The organism is Serratia sp. NCCP-200, assembly GCF_059697885.1.
This window is the reverse complement of record NZ_BAAKUJ010000002.1, coordinates 882,568-902,665: the sequence shown is the minus strand read 5'-3', so window position 1 is coordinate 902,665 and position 20,098 is coordinate 882,568. Positions and strand designations below refer to the sequence as shown.

Below are 20,098 nucleotides of genomic sequence, written 5' to 3'. Positions count from 1 at the left end.
GGTATGTAACCGGCCAACAGGAATCGTTTTACCTGGCACCTTTTTTTCGCCACATCGTTGATCCCTGCCTGGCGGTTACCAGCCTATTGTAGACTGCGTTTGACAGTCGATTTTGGAGAAACCCGCAATGTCCTTGAAAGGCCGCATCCACTCTTTCGAATCCTGTGGCACCGTTGATGGCCCTGGTATCCGCTTTATCGTGTTCTTCCAGGGTTGCCTGATGCGCTGCCTGTACTGCCATAACCGCGATACCTGGGACACCCACGGCGGCAAGGAGGTCACGGTTGAAGAGCTGATGACTGATACCGTGGCCTACCGTCACTTTATGAACGCTTCCGGCGGCGGCGTAACGGCGTCCGGCGGCGAAGCGATCCTGCAGGCCGAATTTGTTCGCGACTGGTTCCGCGCCTGTCACAAGGAAGGGATCAGCACCTGTCTGGACACCAACGGTTTTGTCCGCCGTTACGACCCGGTGATCGATGAGCTGCTGGATACCACCGATCTGGTGATGCTCGATCTGAAACAGATGAATGACGATATTCACCAGAACCTGGTGGGGGTTTCCAACCATCGCACGCTGGAGTTTGCCCGTTATCTGGCCAAGCGTAATCAACGCACCTGGATCCGCTACGTGGTGGTGCCGGGCTGGTCTGATGATGATAAATCGACGCATCTGCTCGGTGAGTTCACCAAGGATATGACCAATATCGAGAAGATCGAGCTGTTGCCTTACCACGAACTGGGCAAGCACAAATGGATCGCGATGGGTGAAGAGTACAAGCTGGACGGCGTTCATCCGCCTAAGGCCGACACCATGGATCGCGTGAAGGGGATCCTGGAAAGCTACGGCCACAAAGTGATCTATTAAGCTCCCACAGATGCCCCTCACCCTAACCCTCTCCCACAGGGAGAGGGGACCGAACGTGCCACAGCTTAACTCATATACCTAACTTCAACACCGAGGCGCCCCTCCCTCTCATTTGGGGGATGGAAACGGGCCACAGACTGACTTCTGCACCTGACTGCAGCGCCGAATCAGCTCCCTATTCCTTCGGGTGAAATCCCATACATTTACTCTCGCACCAAATTCCGGCTCTAATGGCCTTAGTCTGTCACAGAATGACTAAGGCCCCAAAACGGCGCCGAATCAGCTCCCTCTCCCTGTGGGAGAGGGTTGGGGTGAGGGGTCAGGCCGCTGCCAACGGGGTGTGGTGATGGTCGGGCTTCTTCAGCAGCATAACCAGATAAACCAAAGCCACTACCGCAATCATCACAAACAGCAGCCGATCAGAGTAGCTCTGCATCAGCATCGAGGTCATCGATGGGCCGATCAAGCTACCGACGGTATAGCTCATCAACAATGTCTGGTTCATCGCCACCAACTGATGCGGCAGCACCTTTTCGCAGGCCCAGGACATCGCCACCGGGTATAAGGTAAAACCAGCACAGCCAAGCATAAACAGCGCCGGAGCCATCGCATAGTTCCCCAGCATTGCGATGCTGGCAAGGATCACCACGAACACCTGAATGCGCAGCACCAGTAAGCGGCCATAGCGATCGGCCAAACGCCCTACAGGCCACTGACCCACGATGCCGGAACTGACCAGCAGCGCCATCCAGTAACCCACGTTGGCATCACTCATCCCCTGATGGTTTAAATAAAGCGGCATCAGGCCGTACAGTGAGCCCAGCACGATCCCCGAGATAATACAGCCGTTGATGCCCAACCGGGCGTCACGACGTTTGAACATCTGCCAGATTGAGGCCTGCTGCGGCTCGTCATCTTGGTTATTAACCCGCGCAAACAGCATTGGCAGCATGGCGGCCATCACAACGGCGGTCACCCACGGCACCACATCCAGCAGCTCGGTTGAAACACTGCTTAGCAGCAACTGCCCCGCAACCGTACCGAGATAGTAAACTATCATATACGCCGCCAACAGTTGGCCACGGTTACTCAGATTACCACTGCGCAACAGCGCGCTTTCAACGATCACCCAAATCCAGGCACACCCTACCCCGGCAAAGAAGCGCCAGCCGATCCAGCTCCAGAAGTCCAGCGACAGCACCATACCCACGGTAGCGAAGGCAAAGACCAGACAGGCAAGATGATAGCTGCGGGTAAAGCCAATCCGCTTGATCAGTTTGCCCGCCACCAGCGTTCCCATCAGATTCCCGGTAAAGTAAGACGAACTGACCACCCCTACTTGCCAGGTTGGCAATTGAGCATGGGTTAACCAGAGGGGAACCAAAGTGTTCAAAACGGCGATGGAAACCGTAAGCAGCAATAGGCCGCAGAGCAACATAAGCACTGGGCGAGAATATGCGGACATAGTGAAATTGAAACCGAGCAGACAGAGTAGAGTGCGCGCATCATGCCACTGGCGATAAAAAAGTCAATCGGCGGTTAACGGGCGATCGCACAATATGTTTAACAATGGGTTAAAACTGGCTTTATAGCTGTTCCGGCAACGATTTTTCACCTGAGGCGGCCAGGGAAATATGCCCATGAAAGCAAGATAGCTTGCACAGCCCGCAGCCATTACACAGCGTATCGTCACACTGCAATTGGCGGGCACCGTTTTCAGAAAGCTGGAAGGATAAAGCCTGTTGCGGACAGTTGATGGTACACATCCGGCAGCTGTCCTGGCGCCCCAGGCAGCTATGGCTAATTCGCGGGCGCAGCAGCGTGTCGCAGGGCATTTTGTCACGCAGCGCCCCTGTTTGGCAGGCGGCGGTGCATTTGCGGCAGACATCGCACTCGGTGAAATCGATGCTCAATACCGGCTTGCCTTGCTCGAGGTTCAATAAACCGTACGGGCAACTGCTCACGCAGCCGCCACAGCCGTTGCACAACGCGCTGAACAACGCCTCCGGCAAAGCCTGAGGTGGACGAGCCACCGCAGGCAATATCACAGAGGGCGTATCCTGTTCCGGCAAGGCTTTACTACGATCCAGCCAACCAGTCAGCAACCGGCGGCGGCTATTGCCTTGCGCAGATAACTGCTGGTCGTTGTTCATTAGAAATACAGCTCCAGGCTCGGCACCGGTGACGGGCACTCTTCCGCCCAGGCTGCCAGCGTGATTTGTGCCAACTGCGCCACACCTTGATAGAACGGATGTCCGGCATGTTGCTGCAGCAGCTCCAGATAACGCGGTGCCCACGGAAGAATGTGCAGCGCAATCAGCCCGGAAATCATTTTGTGCTGCTTCTCTTCGGCCAACCAGGCCGCCATCATCAGCAAAGTGCCAATATGGTCTTCCGGCTCATTCTGGTCGCGCTGGGCTTCGATACCGTTCACCCGCAGCCATTGGCGCAGGCGCAGCGTCGAATCACCAAACAGCACGCTCTCTCTATCCAGATAGACCGAACCCCAAGGCGGAGCAACCAGCGTATGTGGTCCAACAAACAGGCGTTGATAGGCCTCTGACAGCGTCTCTGGCTGGTTTCCAGCCAAGCCTTCGGCGATCAGGGCTGCCGCTTCTTGTGCGCCTTCATAAGGCCATTCGGTCAACCACTGCGGGTCGGCCAGGGAGTCCAGTAATGGCTGGCACTCTTTGCTCTCCGGTGGGGCATACAATAAAACACCTAGCACACGGCCAGTCAGGGCAATTTTTTCAAGCATCATAACTTGGGGCTTCTCCAGGGGCGCAGCCAGGCCGCGCCCAGATTAACGTTAGCCAGCCACGGCCATGCCAACGGTCATATGCAGGCCGTAGAACACGCCACGGCCAATCAACTCACCGGCAAAGACTAACACAAAGCCCAAGGTCAACCCCATTACACTGGCGTTACCACGGCGCAACTGCGGGCAAATCCAGCAACCCAGGCCGAGAACCAGCAATACCAGCCGCCATACCATCAGTTGGCCATATTCCGGGATCAGCGCCGACGCCTGCTGTACCGAGCTGCTGATGGTCGCCAACTCACTGCCCTGCAACAGCGCCGAGCACAGGCTAAGCAGCAGCGCCAGCACGCTGATCATCATCAGTTGACCACGGCCAGCCACTTGCAGCCCGGCCGCCCTCAGCAGCAACACACCCAACAGCGGCCCGCCGATAAACACCGACAGGAAGAAGTTCAACGTGGTGTAACCGTTATGCCAGGTCGGTACGGTATCGATCTGGTAGACACGCGTCATGGCGTAGACAAACAGCAGGCCTAGCACCATGGTGAGCACCAGCCAGGCTTTACCCAGCGCCGGCGGCATTTTTTTCAACACGGCCAGCAGCCAATAAAGGCCACCAACCGCAAAGAATATCGAACCGCTGGCGATTTCATTACTCAACGCCGACTCACCGATGCGATTGAGCGAGTTAAAGGCCCTGATCGGTGTCCCCAGGTGCATCACGGAGGCGATAAAGGCGATCCCCATCAGCAACCACAGGAAAAACATAGAACCGTGTACCGCCTTGCTCTGGCGATCGGTCAGATTACCGGCGATCAACGCCAGCCCCATTACGATAACGCCGCCCACCACAAACTGCCCTAATACGGTGAACACCATCAGCGGCCATTCATGCCATCCCGTTCCCATTTTAAACCTCCTTCGGATTAGCCAGATGGCCGGTAGTGTCACCACTCGGGCGGCTGTTGGCGTTAGGTTTCAGTACGATGCACGGTTTGGTGAAATGCGCGGCCGGTAACGGTGCCACTTGCGCCAGGGTGCCATGTTGTTTACGCAGTTCGTCGATCGGGCCAAAGTCCAGGGCACGCAGCGGGCAGGACTCGACACAAATCGGCTTTTGGCCAACGGCAACGCGCTCATAGCAGCCATCGCACTTGGTCATGTGCCCTTTCGCTTCGTTGTACTGCGGTGCGCCGTACGGGCATGCCATATGGCAGTAGCGGCAACCGATGCACACCTCTTCATTCACCACCACAAAACCGTCTTCTCGCTTGTGCATGGCGCCACTTGGGCACACTTTGGTACAGGCCGGGTCTTCGCAGTGGTTACAGGCGATCGACAGGTAATAGGCAAACACGTTTTGGTGCCAGCTATCGCCGTCCTGCTGCCAGTCGCCCCCGGCATACTCATAGATGCGGCGGAAGCTGACGTCCGGGGTTAGGTTTTTATAGTCTTTGCAGGCCAGCTCGCAGGTTTTGCAGCCGGTGCAACGACTCGAATCAATGTAGAATCCATATTGCGTAGTCATCAGCTACTCCTTAAAGTTTGGCGACCTGGACCAGATTGGTGTGAGAAGGATTGCCCTTGGCCAACGGCGACGGGCGCTGGGTGGTCAGCACGTTGATACTGCCAGCATGATCGATACGGCTACCATCTGGCGCATACCAGGCTCCTTCGCCCATAGCGACCACGCCCGGCAACATGCGTGGCGTCACCTTGGCATTAATGCGTACCTCACCCCGATCGTTGTAAATACGGATCAGGTCCCCGTTGGCTATGCCGCGGGATTGCGCATCAATCGGGTTGATCCACATCTCCTGGCGGCAAGCGGCCTTCAGCACGTCGACGTTACCGTAGGTAGAGTGGGTTCTGGCCTTGTAGTGGAAACCGGTCATCTGCAATGGATACTTGCTGCTTAACGGATCGTCGGGGCTTTCGAAACCGGCCGCATACACCGGCAGCGGATCGATAACGTCGTCCTTGGATAATTCCCAAGTCGCTGCCAGCTCCGCCAGTTGGGCAGAATAGATCTCGATCTTGCCTGAAGGCGTTTTCAGTGGATTAGCCTGCGGATCGGCCCGGAAGGCTTTGTAAGCCACATGGTGACCATCGGGATCGCGCTGCTTGAAGATCCCTTGCTTGAGGAACTGTTCAAAGTCCGGTAGCGCCGGAATGGCTTCGCGGGACTGCTGATAAAGGTGACGCAGCCACTCTTCCTGAGTCCGCCCCTCGGTGAAGGCCTGCTCAACCCCCATACGTCGGGCGATCTCGCTGGTCATTTCATAAATGTTCTTACATTCAAACTGCGGCTTGATCGCCTGATCGGCGAAGATGACGTAACCCATATTGCCGCTTGAGGCATCCAGACAGAAATCCATCTGCTCAGAGGCGGTGCAATCTGGCAGCACCAGATCGGCATATTTCGCCGACGAGGTCATGTGGTTATCGATTACCACGATCATCTCGCACTTCTTCTCGTCTTGCAGAATGTCATGGGTACGGTTGATTTCTGAGTGCTGGTTGATCAGACAGTTACTGGCATAGTTCCAGATAAACTTGATCGGCACGTCCAGCTTGTCCTTGCCCTGCACGCCGTCACGCTTGGCGGTCATTTCCGGCCCGCGCAGAATGGCATCGGTCCACATGAACATGGAGATGCTGGTTTTAACCGGATTCTCCAAGGTCGGCATCCGAACAAACGGCAGGCCGTAGGAGCCTTCGCGTGCCCCCGTGTTACCGCCATGGATCCCGACGTTACCGGTGAGGATCGGCAACATGGCGATGGCACGTGAGGTCAACTCACCGTTGGCATGGCGTTGCGGCCCCCAACCTTGGGAAATGAACGCCGGTTTGGTACTGCCAATTTCGCGCGCCAGTTTGACAATGCGGTCGGCCGGGATACCGGTAATTTTTGAGGCCCAGGCCGGCGTCTTCTCAATGCCGTCGTCACCTTGGCCCAGAATATAGGCTTTATAGTGCCCATTAGCTGGAGCCCCCGCAGGTAAGGTTTTTTCGTCGTAACCCACGCAGTATTTATCAAGGAACGGCTGATCGACCAAATTCTCGCTGATTAACACATGCGCCAACCCGGCAACCAGTGCCGCATCGGTGCCAGGGCGAATTGGGATCCACTCGTCTTCCCGACCGGCAGCGGTATCGGTGTAGCGCGGATCGATCACAATCATGCGTGCATTCGAACGCTCACGCGCCTGCTCCAGCAGGTAGGTGACTCCACCGCCGCTCATGCGGGTTTCGCCAGGGTTATTGCCGAACAGCACCACCAGCTTGCTGTTTTCGATGTCCGTCGGGCTGTTACCGTCCGCCCAACCGCCATAGGTATAATTCAGCCCCATGGCGATCTGCGCGGTGCTGTAGTCACCATAGTGGTTCAGATAGCCGCCGCAGCAGTTCATCAGGCGCGCGATCAACGTAGAACCCGGTGGCCAGGAGCGGGTTATTGTGCCCCCCAAGGTGCCGGTGCCGTAGTTCAAATAGATGGCTTCATTGCCATAGTCTTTGATGATGCGCTTCATGTTGTCAGCGATCAGCGTGTAGGCTTCATCCCAGCTTATCTGCTTGAATTTTCCTTCGCCCCGCTTGCCCACGCGGAGCATGGGGTACTTCAGGCGGTCCGGGTTATACACGCGGCGGCGCATTGAGCGCCCACGCAGGCAGGCACGAACCTGATGCAACTCTTGGTACTCGTCGTTGCCAGTATTATCCGTTTCGACATATTTGATCATACCGTCGACCACATGCATCCGCAGTGGGCAACGGCTACCGCAGTTTACCGTACAAGCACTCCACACCACTTTTTCTTCGGGTTTGGCAAGGGCGGATGTCGGGGAGGTTTCAGCGTTGGCACGACGGCTGAAAGGCAAAGAAACGCCACCAACGGCAAGGGCAAGCCCGCCAATGGCACTGTTTTTAACCAGCTTTCGTCTGGAACACTGAAAGCCGGTTAGAGGTTTTTTGGGGGACTCGCTCATAATATTTCGCTCTGGGTTGCTTCAATCAGCCAGGGGTATGGCTACAGGAAAATCTGCAATCAACTACGCAGACCGGTTTAAATGGCAGGTAATGATTTTTTTATTTTGACCTGCTCTAGGTGGAACTATCCTCCTAAAGGGGTAGTTCCACCTTGTTCACAATCAATAAATAGTTGATATCACTGCCATTATTGATAATGATAATTATTTCATAACTTTTCGATCTCGATCAGGTTGGTATGCTGCGGGTTACCTTTCGCCAGCGGCGATGGCCGGTGGGTGGTAAGCGTATTCATGCAGGCACCGTGATCGATACGATCGCCGTTCATGTTGGCCTGATGCCAGGCTCCTTGTCCCATAGCTACCACGCCCGGCATGATGCGCGGTGTGACTTTGGCGGCCACGCGAACTTCGCCACGGCCATTGAATACCCGCACCGTTTCACCGCTGGCAATGCCGCGCTGGCTGGCATCCAGCGGGTTAATCCAGACTTCCTGCGGGCAAGCCGCCTGCAGCACATCGATATTGCCGTAGCTGGAGTGGGTCCGGGCCTTATAGTGGAAACCGAACATTTGCAGCGGGTAGGTGTTACGCAACGGGTCATCCCAACCTTCAAAGGTTGAGGCGTAGACCGGCAGCGGGCTGATGGTTTCGTCCTTCTCCAGCTCCCAACTGTTGGCAATCTCTGCCAACTTAGCCGAATAGATCTCGATCTTGCCTGAAGGCGTCTTCAACGGGTTGGCTGCGGGATCGTCACGGAATTTTTTATAGGCCACAAAGTGCCCATTCGGGTCTTTACGCTTGTAAATCCCCATGCTGCGCAAGGCTTCATAGGAAGGTAGCTGCGGGTCCTTCGCCAGCATTTTGGCGTACAGGTATTGCAGCCACTGCTCCTGGGTGCGCCCTTCGGTAAATTTTTGATGTACCTCAGGCCCAAGGCGACGCGCCACCTCGCTCATCACTTCATAGATAGGTTTACGCTCAAACTTGGCAGAAGTGGCCGGCTGGATAAAAATCAGGTAGCCCATATTGCCGGCATAATCGTTCGGGATAATGTCCTCCTGCTCGACCGTCATCAGATCCGGCAGCAGAATATCGGCGTATTTCGCCGAAGAGGTCATAAAGTTTTCCAGCACCACGATCATTTCACACTGAGAGTCATCCTGCAGAATGTCGTGGGTTTTGTTGATATCGGAGTGCTGGTTGGTAATGGTGTTACCGGCATAGTTCCAGATGAACTTGATCGGCACGTCCAACTTGTCTTTGCCGCGTATCCCATCACGTTTGGCGGTCATTTCCGGGCCGCGGGCGATGGCATCGGTCCAGCTGAAGCAGGAAATCTGCGTTTTTACCGGATTTTCCAGCACCGGCATCCGCTCTATGGTGATGGTATAGGTTGATTCACGCGCACCGCTGTTACCGCCGTTAATCCCTACGTTGCCGGTCAGGATCGGCAGCATGGCAATAGCCCGCGAGGTGAGTTCACCATTTGCCTGGCGCTGTGGCCCCCAACCTTGCGAGATATAGGCCGGTTTGGCACTGCCAATCTCACGTGCCAGTTTGATGATGCGCTCGGCCGGAATGCCGGTGATTTGCGATGCCCACTGGGGAGTTTTCTCAACACCGTCCTCGCCCTGCCCCAGAATATAGGCCTTGTAATGACCGTTGGCAGGTGCACCGGCGGGTAAGGTTTTTTCATCGTAACCCACGCAGTAATTATCCAGGAACGGTTGGTCGACCATATCCTCGCTGATCAACACATGCGCCAATCCGGCGACCAGTGCGGCATCTGTACCAGGCCGGATTGGGATCCACTCATCTTCCCGCCCTGCGGCCGTATCCGTATAACGCGGATCGATGACGATCATGCGCGCGTTAGAACGTTCCCGCGCCTGCTCCAGGAAGTAGGTGATGCCACCGCCGCTCATGCGGGTTTCCGCCGGATTGTTGCCGAACAGCACCACCAGCTTACTGTTTTCGATATCAGAGGTGCTGTTACCTTCATTGCTGCCGTAGGTATAAGGCATGGCGCAGGCGATCTGGGCGGTACTGTAGGTGCCATAGTGGCTGAGAAAACCGCCGTAACAGTTCATCAGACGGGCGACCAGCGAGGCATAGGGTGAAGAACGGGTAATATTGCCGCCGACAATGCCGGAGGTGTAGTTGATGTAAACCGCTTCATTGCCGTATTTGGCGACGATACGTTGCAGGCTGGCGGCGATTTCTCTGTAAGCCTCTTCCCAACTGATGCGTTTGAATTTGCCTTCACCACGTTTGCCGACGCGTTTCATCGGGTAATTCAGACGTTCCGGATGGTTCATGCGCCGACGCATGGAGCGGCCACGCAGACAGGCGCGCACCTGGTGGTTACCGTAAACATCGTCGCCCGTGTTGTCGGTTTCCACCCAGTAAACTTCATCATCGCGCACGTGTAGCCGCAAGGCACAGCGGCTGCCACAGTTAACCGAGCAGGCTCCCCACACCACTTTATCCTGAGGCACGGGTTGCACCGCGGTGCCGACCGTTTCTGCCACGGCATGGCGGCTAAAAGGCAACGAAAAACCGCTAGCGGCCAGGGTCAAGCCCGCTACCGTGCCGGATTTCATTAGCGTACGGCGGCTGATACCGTTGGATGATGATGCTGCAGATTTTTGCTTCGACATAGCTCACTCCTGGTCTTGCCCGAACAACGGGAAACGTCATGCCTTGGTTGGCAGAGACAGGAGGAAGCTGAATTAGCGCTGGGTGGTTTGATGTGGAAAAACGATTCCCCCTCCATAAGTAAGGATATTACTCATTAGGGGGTAGTAAACTTTGTCTGCTATCAATAAATGTAGCTTTCATTCGTAAATAAAAAACCATTCAAACGAAAAAAGCGCCCGTAGGCGCTTTCGATAGACTATTTTGCTACCACCGTGAGGTGGATTAACCGATATATTCCAGGCCGCCCATGTAAGGACGCAATGCTTCAGGCACCTGAATACGGCCATCTGCCTGCTGGTAGTTTTCCAGCACGGCAACCAGAGTACGGCCTACGGCCAAACCAGAACCGTTCAGCGTGTGCACCAGGCGTGGTTTTTTCTCGGTTTTGCTGCGGCAACGAGCCTGCATACGACGCGCCTGAAAATCTCCCATGTTGGAGCAGGAAGAGATCTCACGATAGGTGTTCTGCGCAGGTAGCCACACTTCCAGATCGTAGGTTTTGCAGGAACCAAAACCGATATCACCGGTGCACAGTAGCACTTTACGATATGGCAGGTTCAGCAATTGCAGCACTTTCTCCGCATGGCCGGTCAACTCTTCCAGCGCATTCATCGAGTCTTCTGGGCGCACGATCTGGACCATTTCGACCTTGTCGAACTGGTGCATACGGATCAGGCCACGGGTGTCACGCCCGTAAGAACCGGCTTCTGAACGGAAGCATGGCGTATGCGCGGTCATCTTCAGCGGCAGATCTTCTTCATCGAGGATCTCGTCACGCACCAGGTTGGTAACTGGCACTTCCGCAGTTGGGATAAGCGCATAGTTGCTGCTTTCCGATTCTTCTTCCAGTGGTTTGGTATGGAACAGATCTTCACCAAACTTCGGCAACTGACCAGTACCGTACAGCGTGGCATGGTTCACCAGATACGGCACGTAGGTTTCCATATAGCCGTGCTGTTCCGTGTGCAGGTCCAGCATGAACTGGGCCAACGCACGGTGCATACGAGCCATTTGGCCTTTCATCACCACAAAACGCGCACCGGTCAGTTTCACCGCAGCGGCAAAGTCCAGCCCACCGGCCATTTCGCCCAGCTCAACGTGATCGCGTACCGGGAAATCGTACTGACGCGGTTCGCCCCAGCGGCAGATTTCCAGGTTTTCGCTATCGTCTTTGCCATCCGGCACCGCGTCGTCCGGCACGTTCGGCATCACCAACGCGTAATCACGGATCTCGTTCTGCAGCTTATCCAGTGCGGCCTTGGCAGCATCCAGCTTGTCACCCAGTTCGTTCACTTCGCGACGCAGTGGCTCGATATCTTCACCGCGCGCTTTGGCCGCGCCGATGGATTTCGATCGGGAGTTACGTTCTGCCTGCAGTGTTTCAGTTTCTACCTGCAGAACCTTACGGCGCTCTTCTTGCGAACGCAGCAGATCCAGATCGAGTTTAAAGCCTCTGCGAGCCAGTTTTACGGCGACTGCGTCTAGCTCATTACGCAGCAGATTGGGATCGAGCATGCTAATCCTGTGCTTGTTGTTATTGAAAGAGAAATTGTGTTTTATGCCGCAACGGTATAGCCGCATAAAAGAAGTGTGATACCCGCTAACCTTACCGCAACGGCAACGCTAGCGGTAGCGTTTTGTCTGGCTATTTTGATCCTGCTCAGCCAGCCATGCCAACTTTTCACCGATTTTGCCTTCCAGCCCGCGCGAGGTTGGATGATAGTAGCGCGTGGTGGCCATTTCCGCCGGGAAATAGCTCTCTCCGGCCGCATAGGCGTTGGGTTCGTCATGGGCATAGCGATATTCTGCGCCCAGACCCATTTCCTTCATCAGCTTGGTCGGTGCGTTACGCAGATGCTCCGGCACGTCATAGTCCGCCATCTCTTTGGCATCACGCATGGCGGCTTTAAAGGCGGTATAGACGGCGTTGCTTTTTGGCGCGCAGGCCAGATAAACGATCGCCTGTGCGATGGCGCGTTCCCCTTCCGCGGGGCCAACGCGGGTGAAGCAATCCCAGGCGGCAATGGCCACCTGCATTCCGCGTGGATCGGCGTTGCCAACGTCTTCAGAGGCAATGGCCAACAGGCGGCGCGCAACATACAGCGGATCGCCACCGGCAGTAATAATACGTGCATACCAGTACAAGGCGGCATCCGGTGCCGAGCCACGCACGGATTTATGCAGCGCTGAAATCAGATCGTAATAGCGATCGCCTTTGTTATCGAAGCGCGCGCTGCGTTCACCGGAGACCTCTTTGAGCAGTTCCGGGGTTAATACCCGCATGCCTTTGCCGTCGATTTCCGCCATATCGGCCATCATCTCCAGGCTGTTCAAGGCGCGGCGGGCATCGCCACCCACCAGCTCTGACAGCATGCGCTTGGTTTCCGGCGGCAGCTCGATGTTTTGATCGCCAAAACCCCGTGCCTTGTCTTCCATGGCCTGATCCAGCACCTGGCCGATGTCGTCCGCCGTCAGCGCTTTGAGCAGATAGACCCGCGCGCGGGACAGCAACGCCGAGTTCAGCTCAAAGGAGGGATTTTCCGTGGTGGCGCCGATAAAGGTAATGGTGCCGTCTTCGATATGTGGCAGGAAGGCATCCTGCTGGCTTTTATTGAAGCGGTGGACTTCATCAACAAACAGGATGGTGCGGCGGCCTGCATCGCGGTTTTGCCGGGCGCGCTCGATGGCTTCGCGGATCTCCTTGATGCCGGAGGTTACCGCTGAGATACGCTCAACATCGGCCCGGCCATAGCGGCCAATCAACTCTGCCAGCGTCGTTTTCCCGGTTCCCGGCGGCCCCCACAGGATCATAGAGTGCAATTGCCCAGCCTCGATGGCGCGTGGCAACGGCTTGCCAGGGGCCAGCAAATGCTGCTGGCCAATGTATTGTGCCAACGTGGTTGGCCGCATACGCGCGGCCAGTGGCTGGAACTCATTATGGGAAAAATCGAGTGACATGTTGCTCACGTAGACCTCACTGGCGCTGGTCGTCCAGCGTCACCCCCTTCGGTGGGGTAAATTTGAATTTGGCAGCATCAACGCTGCTGCTCTGCTGGCTCTTCAACTGATAAGCGCTACGCTGGCCATCTTGCTCAACCGCAGCAAAGCTCTTGATGGTGCCGCTATTGGTCACGGTGATGGCAAACTGCTTCAGATTACCGCTGCTGGCCTTTGGCGTCAGTTCGAAATCATCGCCTTTCTGCTTCACGTTGTATTTTTTCCAGTCGTTAGCATCGTTACGGGTGATCAGCATAAAGGGCGTATTGCCAGTGGCGTTCTTCAGCCAGGTGGCCGTCACCTGCTCGACGAACGGGTTGTAGAACCACAGGGTCTCCCCGTCCGAAACCAGCACGCTCTCATCCGGCGAGGTCATGTGCCAGTTAAACAGATTGGGGCGTTTTACCCATAATTCGCCTTCCCCTTGCTGCACTGCAGCGCCATCGCTACTGGTGACCGATTGGGAGAAACTGGCATGGAAACTGTTTACTTTCGCCAGACGACTTTGCAAATCTTGCGCTGCATCCGCCAATACGGAAGTAGATGCGAATCCCGAAAGCAGACAACAGGCAATCAACAGTTTTTTCATTATTCCAAGTACCTTATGAAATGCGTTTACCGCAAGCTGGGTCAATATAACCCTGAACACCTCCACTCTACCCGAAGCGCTCGACTGACAGCCAGAGCACGATTCCGATAAAGCAGGGGTTTACGCTTCTTTGCACAAGGGCCGCAAAGCGGCCCTTTTATTATGGTTACAGCGCCTGATGGCAATCAGTCATGCCGCGGCGGAGCCAGCACCTCACGGTTACCGTTATGCCCCTGCTCGCTGACAATGCCCTGCGCTTCCATCTGTTCGATGATACGCGCGGCGCGGTTGTAGCCGATGCGGAACTGACGCTGTACACCGGAAATCGAGGCGCGGCGTTTATCCACCACAAACTCGACCGCCTGATCGAACAGCGGATCCAGCTCTTCGTCACCGTCCAGACCACCGCCTGCGCCACCCTCACCGTCTTCACCGGCGCTGAGAATACCCTCTTTATACTGCGGCCGCTCACGCGCTTTCCAGTCTTTGACCACGGCATGAACTTCCTGATCGCGGACAAACGCCCCGTGCACACGCACCGGTATTGAAGAATTCGGTGCCAGATACAGCATGTCACCCATTCCCAGCAAGGATTCCGCTCCGCCCTGATCGAGAATGGTGCGGGAGTCGATCTTGCTCGATACGGTAAAGGCGATACGCGTCGGGATGTTGGCCTTGATCAAACCGGTGATCACATCCACCGAAGGACGCTGGGTTGCCAGCACCAGGTGGATCCCCGCAGCACGCGCTTTCTGTGCCAGACGAGCGATCAGCTCTTCAACCTTTTTGCCCACCGTCATGATCAGATCGGCAAATTCATCCACCATCACCACGATGTACGGCTCTTTTTCCAACACCGGCGGCGTGATATCCATGCTGTCGCTTGGCTTCCAGAACGGATCCGGGATTGGCCGGCCCATCGCCTCGGCCTGATCGACCCGCTCGTTGTAGCCTGCCAGGTTACGAACCCCCAGGGCAGACATCAGCTTATAGCGGCGCTCCATCTCGGCCACGCACCAGCGCAATGCATTGGCGGCGTCTTTCATATCGGTAACCACATCGGTCAGCAGATGTGGGATGCCTTCGTAGACCGACAGTTCCAGCATTTTCGGGTCGATCATGATAAAGCGCACTTCTTTCGGCGTGGCCTTATACAGGATACTGAGTATCATGGCGTTGACCCCAACCGACTTACCGGAACCGGTGGTACCGGCCACCAGCAGATGCGGCATTTTACCCAGATCGGCGACCACTGGCTGACCCGCGATATCTTTACCCAATACGATCGCCAGAGGCGATGGGTTGTCGCGGAAGGCTGGGCAATCCAGCACTTCGCGCAGATACACGGTTTGTCGTTTGACGTTCGGCAGTTCCAGGCCGACGTATGGCTTACCCGGGATCACTTCCACCACACGCACGGCGGAAGTTGACAATGAGCGGGCCAGATCGCGCGACAGGTTGGAGATACGCGCGGCCTTGACGCCAGGAGCCAAATCCAGTTCGAAGCGGGTAATGACCGGGCCAGGCAGAATATCGACCACGTCGGCCTTGACGCGGTAATCCGCCAGGCTGGCTTCCACCAGCCGCGCTTTCTGTTCCAACGCAAAGGTATCGACCGGTTCGACCTCTTTCGGGGCCTCGGTCAACAGATCCAGCGTTGGCAGTGGCGTAGTCGGTTTCTGCAGCGGCATATCATTACGCATCAGGAATGGATGGATCAGGCTGTCCATCGCTGGTGCTGGCGGTTGCTGCTGAACGGGTGGCTGATAAGTCTGTTGCGGCTGGTAACCAGGCGCAGGGGGAGCTTGCGGACGCGGTGCCTGATAAGCGGGCGCCTCAGGCTCAAACTGCCCGAACGGCACGTCGTCTTCCAACTCGCTTTCCAACTCGATGCTATCCTCAAGCTGTGGCGACAGGGTAAACAGCGGCTCGGTTGGGCCGTCATCCACCAGATCTGCCATCGGTGAGAAACTGTAGGCCTGGCGGGTATCCACCGGGCGAGTCACCGGAGCCGGTTCTGGTTCAGGCTGCGGTTCTTCTACGCCATAGCGAGCCTGTTGCTGCGCGGCAAATGCCTGACCGAGTTCGGCCTCACGCTGCGCATCTTCGTCATCTTGTTGTTCTTGCGAATACTCTTCGCCATAGCGCTGGCTTTGCTGTTCGGCAAAGGCCTGACGCAATGCAGCTTCTTGCAGGACTTCATCTTCTTCCTGCGGGTTGCTGAACGGTTCTGGCTGAGGTTCATCCCCACGGTTGCGCTGCTCCTGCTCCGCGATCCGCTGCGAAGGCAGCTTGATGCCGTAGGAGGCCAGCTCACGCCGGGTTGGAATACGCACCGGATTTGGCCGTGGCAGTTCCGGGCCGATGCCCTGCTTGATCTGCGAGCTCGCATCACTGGTGGCAGTAAACGCAGGCATGAAGGTGTTGTTCACCGCACCGGCGGTTGCTGCGGCTGCGGCAACCGCCGCTGGCTTCACTACCTCTCTGGCGCTGAAACCCGTTGAGCCAATGACATCGTCGCTATCCCGCTGGGCCGCAGAGAAATCAAACGGTGACGGCTCTGGTTTTGGCGTAACGGGGGTCTGCCAGTCACCCAGGCGCGGCTCATGTTCCTCACGATAAGGCTCCGTTACGCGCGTCGTTCTCGGTGCCGGTGTCTCTTCAGGCAGTTCAAACGAATACAGCGGCGGCGTGTCTTGTGGTTGCGCAGGGGTTAATGGATGCTGATTGATGGAAGCAGGCGCTGTCGGGGCCACGGTGACCGGAGCCTGAACGGCCGCTTTCGGCATTACCGGGATATCAGTAACGACCGGCGCTGGCTCGGCAAGCGAGAGGTCATCATCGCTGGCACGCAACCCACTTAATAAAGGATCTGCGGCATCTTGCGCTTCTTCTTCGGCGGTTTCGGTCACGGAAGAGGCAGAGAACAACGCGTCGTCCTCATCTACTGCCATAGCAGCAGGTGCCACAGGTTGGCCGCTTTCTTCGCGATCGTCGAACACGACATCGTCATCGTCGTGATAGCGGTCTTCACGGCGTGAACGGTTAGTCATAAAGGTAGCGGCGCCCAGCACGACACCACCAATTTTTTCCGCAATCACCAGCCATGACCAGCCGGTGAACAGCGTCAGCCCCACTGCCCAAATGCCGAGCAGCGCCAAAGTGGCGCCAATGCCGTTAAACCACGGCAACATGGCATTGCTTAGCAGGCTGCCAATCACCCCGCCGGAAGCGAAGTAATAGAGATCGTCAACGTTTAACGCCGCCAGGCCACACGAGGTGAGCACCAGCGCCAATGTGCCGATCAAACGTAACGAGAGCCCAAAGAAATCGACGTAATCGCCGTTATCGCGCCGACGGTAACCAGACAGGCACAACACCAGCATAATCGGTGGGATCGCATAGGCAAGGACCCCAAAGGTGAAGAACAACGTGTCGGCCAACCATGCGCCTACCCCGCCGCCCAGATTGTGGATAGGCTCATGCCAGGCAGTTTGCGACCAACTAGGATCGGAAGGATTGAAACTGACCAATGCAGCCATAAGGTAAACGGCAAAAATTGCCACCACGATCAACACAGCCTCGAGCAAACGTCGCCCACTGCTGAGTTTTTTCAGGGTAACTTCTTTATCTTCTGTGTATTCCTGGCTCAAGAAAGGCACTCCAGGTTCCTGTTGACGGATAGAGTAACGGCGCCGAGAAGTTTCCCCGGCGCCAAAACTGTATGAATAAACAGGAGTGTAACGAATTTAATCAGGTTTTGCACCTGCACCTTACCGTGTTTTGATAACCAGACGGTTACTCTGTTTGACTTCTTCCATCACGACGTAAGTACGGGTGTCATTCACCCCCGGTAAACGCAACAGAGTTTCGCCCAACAGCTTACGATAAGCTGACATATCTGGTACTCGGGTTTTCAACAGATAGTCGAAATCACCGGAAACCAGATGACACTCCTGAATTTCTTCAAGTTTTTGCACCGCAGAGTTGAATTGCTCAAACACATCCGGCGCACCGCGGTTCAACGTGATTTCCACGAAGACCAGCAGGGAAGCATCCAGATAATGCGGGTTAAGCAATGCGGTATACCCATGAATAAAGCCTTGACGCTCAAGACGGCGCACACGCTCCAAACAAGGGGTTGGGGATAACCCCACGCGCTTTGAAAGCTCGACGTTCGAAATACGCCCATCCTTCTGCAACTCATTGAGGATGTTGCGATCGATACGGTCGAGATCTTTACCCGGGCGTTTTTTAGTATCTACCATTATTATTGTCTCTCTTATGTTCTTCCCTGCACTTGCCACACCCTAGCCAACGTCAATGTGCAAGGATTTGTTCCAAGCGAAGACCCGATGCCAGTGTTTAGCGGTTCATCCCCCTGAGGGAACAGGATACGTAATACCAACCGCCCTTGTGCTTCGTCACTCTTTGTCACTACCATCTTCCGCCGTTGCCCAGCCTGTCTGTCACCTCTGGGCAACGAATTCAAATGATTTACGTTCAGAAATCCATCAACCCCGTCAGGGCAAACCCTCCCTCACCCGTCGCGCCCCGACAATATTCTGCCTGGGTGGCGAAAATGCCTACGATTTGCAGCTGACACGGGGTTAATTTCTTCTTCCAATGATGTTTTCGCAAATGCGCAGCGGATTGTCAAAGTAAAAGAACTAAAATCAGTAGAACGTACCGCCAGCAAAACTGAGCACCTGATTTTTTATTAGGAATTTCCCCTACCCGAAACCGGGTAGTTGCCCACATAAACCCGACAAAAAACGCATTTTTAACCCATTGCTGTACAAAATTATTGCTGCTGTTACCTCTCCCAGCCCAAGGATAAAATCGCGGCTAATAGGCGCTGATTATCAAACAAATCGGTAACAACATCCCCTGGCGCTTTTTTTACTGCCGCATTTTCCCTACAATCGGTTTCATTGTCCGCCATTGTGGGAAACGAGGTTATTCATGGGCACGGCTAAACATAGCAAATTATTGATCCTGGGCTCTGGCCCGGCTGGCTACACCGCAGCGGTTTATGCAGCACGCGCGAACCTGAACCCGGTATTGATCACCGGTATGGAGCAAGGCGGTCAGCTGACCACCACCACCGAAGTCGAGAACTGGCCAGGCGACGCCGAAGGTTTGACCGGCCCGGCGCTGATGGAGCGGATGCGTGAGCACGCAGAAAAGTTCGACACCCAGATCGTGTTTGACCATATCAACAGCGTCGATCTGCAGAACCGCCCTTTCCGCCTGTTGGGTGATAGCGGCGAATATACCTGCGATGCCTTGATTATCGCTACTGGCGCATCGGCCCGTTATTTAGGCCTGCCATCGGAAGAAGCTTTCAAGGGCAAAGGGGTCTCCGCCTGTGCCACCTGCGATGGTTTCTTCTATCGCAACCAGAAGGTCGCCGTAGTCGGTGGTGGCAACACCGCCGTGGAAGAAGCACTGTATCTGTCAAACATCGCCTCTGAGGTTCACCTGGTGCACCGCCGTGACAGTTTCCGCAGCGAAAAGATCCTGATCAATCGCCTGATGGAAAAAGTGAAGAACGGCAACATCATCCTGCATACGGACTGCACGCTGGACGAAGTGTTGGGCGATCAGATGGGCGTCACCGGGATGCGCTTACGCAGCACCAAAGACGCTGAGCAGACCAAAGAGTTAGAGCTTGCTGGCGTATTTATCGCGATCGGTCACAGCCCGAACACCGCGATCTTTGGCGGGCAGCTTGAGCTGGAAAACGGCTATATCAAGGTGCAGTCCGGTATTCACGGCAACGCGACCCAGACCTCCATTCCTGGCGTATTTGCCGCAGGTGACGTCATGGATCACATTTACCGCCAGGCGATCACCTCAGCCGGAACGGGCTGTATGGCCGCACTGGATGCCGAACGCTATCTCGACGGTATCGCACAGGCCGAGTGCAAATAACCCTTCAGCGATAAACGTTACCGAGGCGGCCGATTGGCCGCCTTATTTCTATCCCCCGCTCCTGAAAGTTCAAAACAACCCCATCCGCGCTAAAAACGTGACTGTTGCCCAAGTGATGAAAGGGATATTTAGTTCACGTCTACCGAGTGACGAGGTAACATTAGCGTTCACTTGTCTTATTTCCCGCTGAGACAAACACTTTTTTAACAGTACGTTAACCAAGCCTGCTACAACAGGCATCGGCGACGCAGACT

The 20,098-nt window shown here is 55.7% G+C and carries 14 protein-coding genes; 2 read left to right on the top strand and 12 right to left on the bottom strand.

Going from position 1 to position 20,098, the window contains the following annotated elements; genetic code table 11:
- Positions 1-127 precede the first annotated feature (127 nt).
- A complete protein-coding gene (pflA, locus tag AC6HVW_RS09475; protein WP_024484611.1) occupies positions 128-868 on the top strand; it encodes a pyruvate formate lyase 1-activating protein in 741 nt (246 codons plus the stop codon).
- A gap of 319 nt (positions 869-1,187) precedes the next feature.
- Here pflA and AC6HVW_RS09470 read toward each other — a convergent pair whose 3' ends face one another.
- The 12 genes from AC6HVW_RS09470 to lrp all read right to left on the bottom strand — a co-directional run bounded on the left by AC6HVW_RS09470 (position 1,188) and on the right by lrp (position 18,175).
- On the bottom strand, positions 1,188-2,333 hold the full coding sequence (locus AC6HVW_RS09470; protein ID WP_166734651.1) for an MFS transporter: 1,146 nt from the start codon (positions 2,331-2,333) through the stop codon (positions 1,188-1,190).
- 121 nt (positions 2,334-2,454) lie between these two features.
- The gene (napF, locus tag AC6HVW_RS09465) at positions 2,455-3,021 is read right to left on the bottom strand and encodes a ferredoxin-type protein NapF (RefSeq protein WP_497569365.1); all 567 of its coding nucleotides are present in this window, start codon (positions 3,019-3,021) and stop codon (positions 2,455-2,457) included.
- A complete protein-coding gene (gene dmsD, locus AC6HVW_RS09460; RefSeq protein WP_447888422.1) occupies positions 3,021-3,629 on the bottom strand; it encodes a Tat proofreading chaperone DmsD in 609 nt (202 codons plus the stop codon). Before dmsD ends, napF begins: the two co-directional genes overlap by 1 nt.
- A 48-nt stretch (positions 3,630-3,677) precedes the next feature.
- On the bottom strand, positions 3,678-4,538 hold the full coding sequence (locus tag AC6HVW_RS09455; protein ID WP_497569364.1) for a dimethyl sulfoxide reductase anchor subunit family protein: 861 nt from the start codon (positions 4,536-4,538) through the stop codon (positions 3,678-3,680).
- Between the two features lies 1 nt (position 4,539).
- Positions 4,540-5,157 (bottom strand): DMSO/selenate family reductase complex B subunit, encoded by a 618-nt coding sequence (locus tag AC6HVW_RS09450; RefSeq protein ID WP_024529862.1) that lies wholly within the window; start codon positions 5,155-5,157, stop codon positions 4,540-4,542.
- Between the two features lie 10 nt (positions 5,158-5,167).
- Entirely contained in the window at positions 5,168-7,618 is a 2,451-nt protein-coding gene (dmsA, locus tag AC6HVW_RS09445; RefSeq protein ID WP_071680749.1) for a dimethylsulfoxide reductase subunit A, read from the bottom strand.
- Between the two features lie 209 nt (positions 7,619-7,827).
- Positions 7,828-10,281 (bottom strand): selenate/tellurate reductase subunit YnfE, encoded by a 2,454-nt coding sequence (gene ynfE / locus AC6HVW_RS09440; RefSeq protein ID WP_497569363.1) that lies wholly within the window; start codon positions 10,279-10,281, stop codon positions 7,828-7,830.
- Between the two features lie 262 nt (positions 10,282-10,543).
- A complete protein-coding gene (gene serS / locus AC6HVW_RS09435) occupies positions 10,544-11,836 on the bottom strand; it encodes a serine--tRNA ligase (RefSeq protein ID WP_024529865.1) in 1,293 nt (430 codons plus the stop codon).
- A 108-nt stretch (positions 11,837-11,944) separates the two neighbouring features.
- Entirely contained in the window at positions 11,945-13,288 is a 1,344-nt protein-coding gene (locus AC6HVW_RS09430) for a replication-associated recombination protein A (protein WP_037375016.1), read from the bottom strand.
- Positions 13,289-13,295: 7 nt separating this feature from the next.
- Positions 13,296-13,907 (bottom strand): outer membrane lipoprotein periplasmic chaperone LolA, encoded by a 612-nt coding sequence (lolA, locus tag AC6HVW_RS09425; protein WP_024485997.1) that lies wholly within the window; start codon positions 13,905-13,907, stop codon positions 13,296-13,298.
- Positions 13,908-14,092: 185 nt separating this feature from the next.
- Positions 14,093-17,560 carry a DNA translocase FtsK 4TM domain-containing protein gene (locus AC6HVW_RS09420; protein WP_186486174.1) on the bottom strand — a complete coding sequence of 1,156 codons (3,468 nt, stop codon included), beginning with the start codon at positions 17,558-17,560 and terminating at the stop codon, positions 14,093-14,095.
- Positions 17,561-17,680: 120 nt separating this feature from the next.
- A complete protein-coding gene (gene lrp / locus AC6HVW_RS09415) occupies positions 17,681-18,175 on the bottom strand; it encodes a leucine-responsive transcriptional regulator Lrp (RefSeq protein WP_021804943.1) in 495 nt (164 codons plus the stop codon).
- A 697-nt stretch (positions 18,176-18,872) separates the two neighbouring features.
- Between lrp and trxB the strand changes: the two genes are divergently transcribed.
- Complete coding sequence (gene trxB, locus AC6HVW_RS09410) at positions 18,873-19,844, top strand: thioredoxin-disulfide reductase (protein WP_071680752.1); 972 nt, start codon at positions 18,873-18,875, stop codon at positions 19,842-19,844.
- The last annotated feature ends 254 nt before the right edge of the window (positions 19,845-20,098 follow it).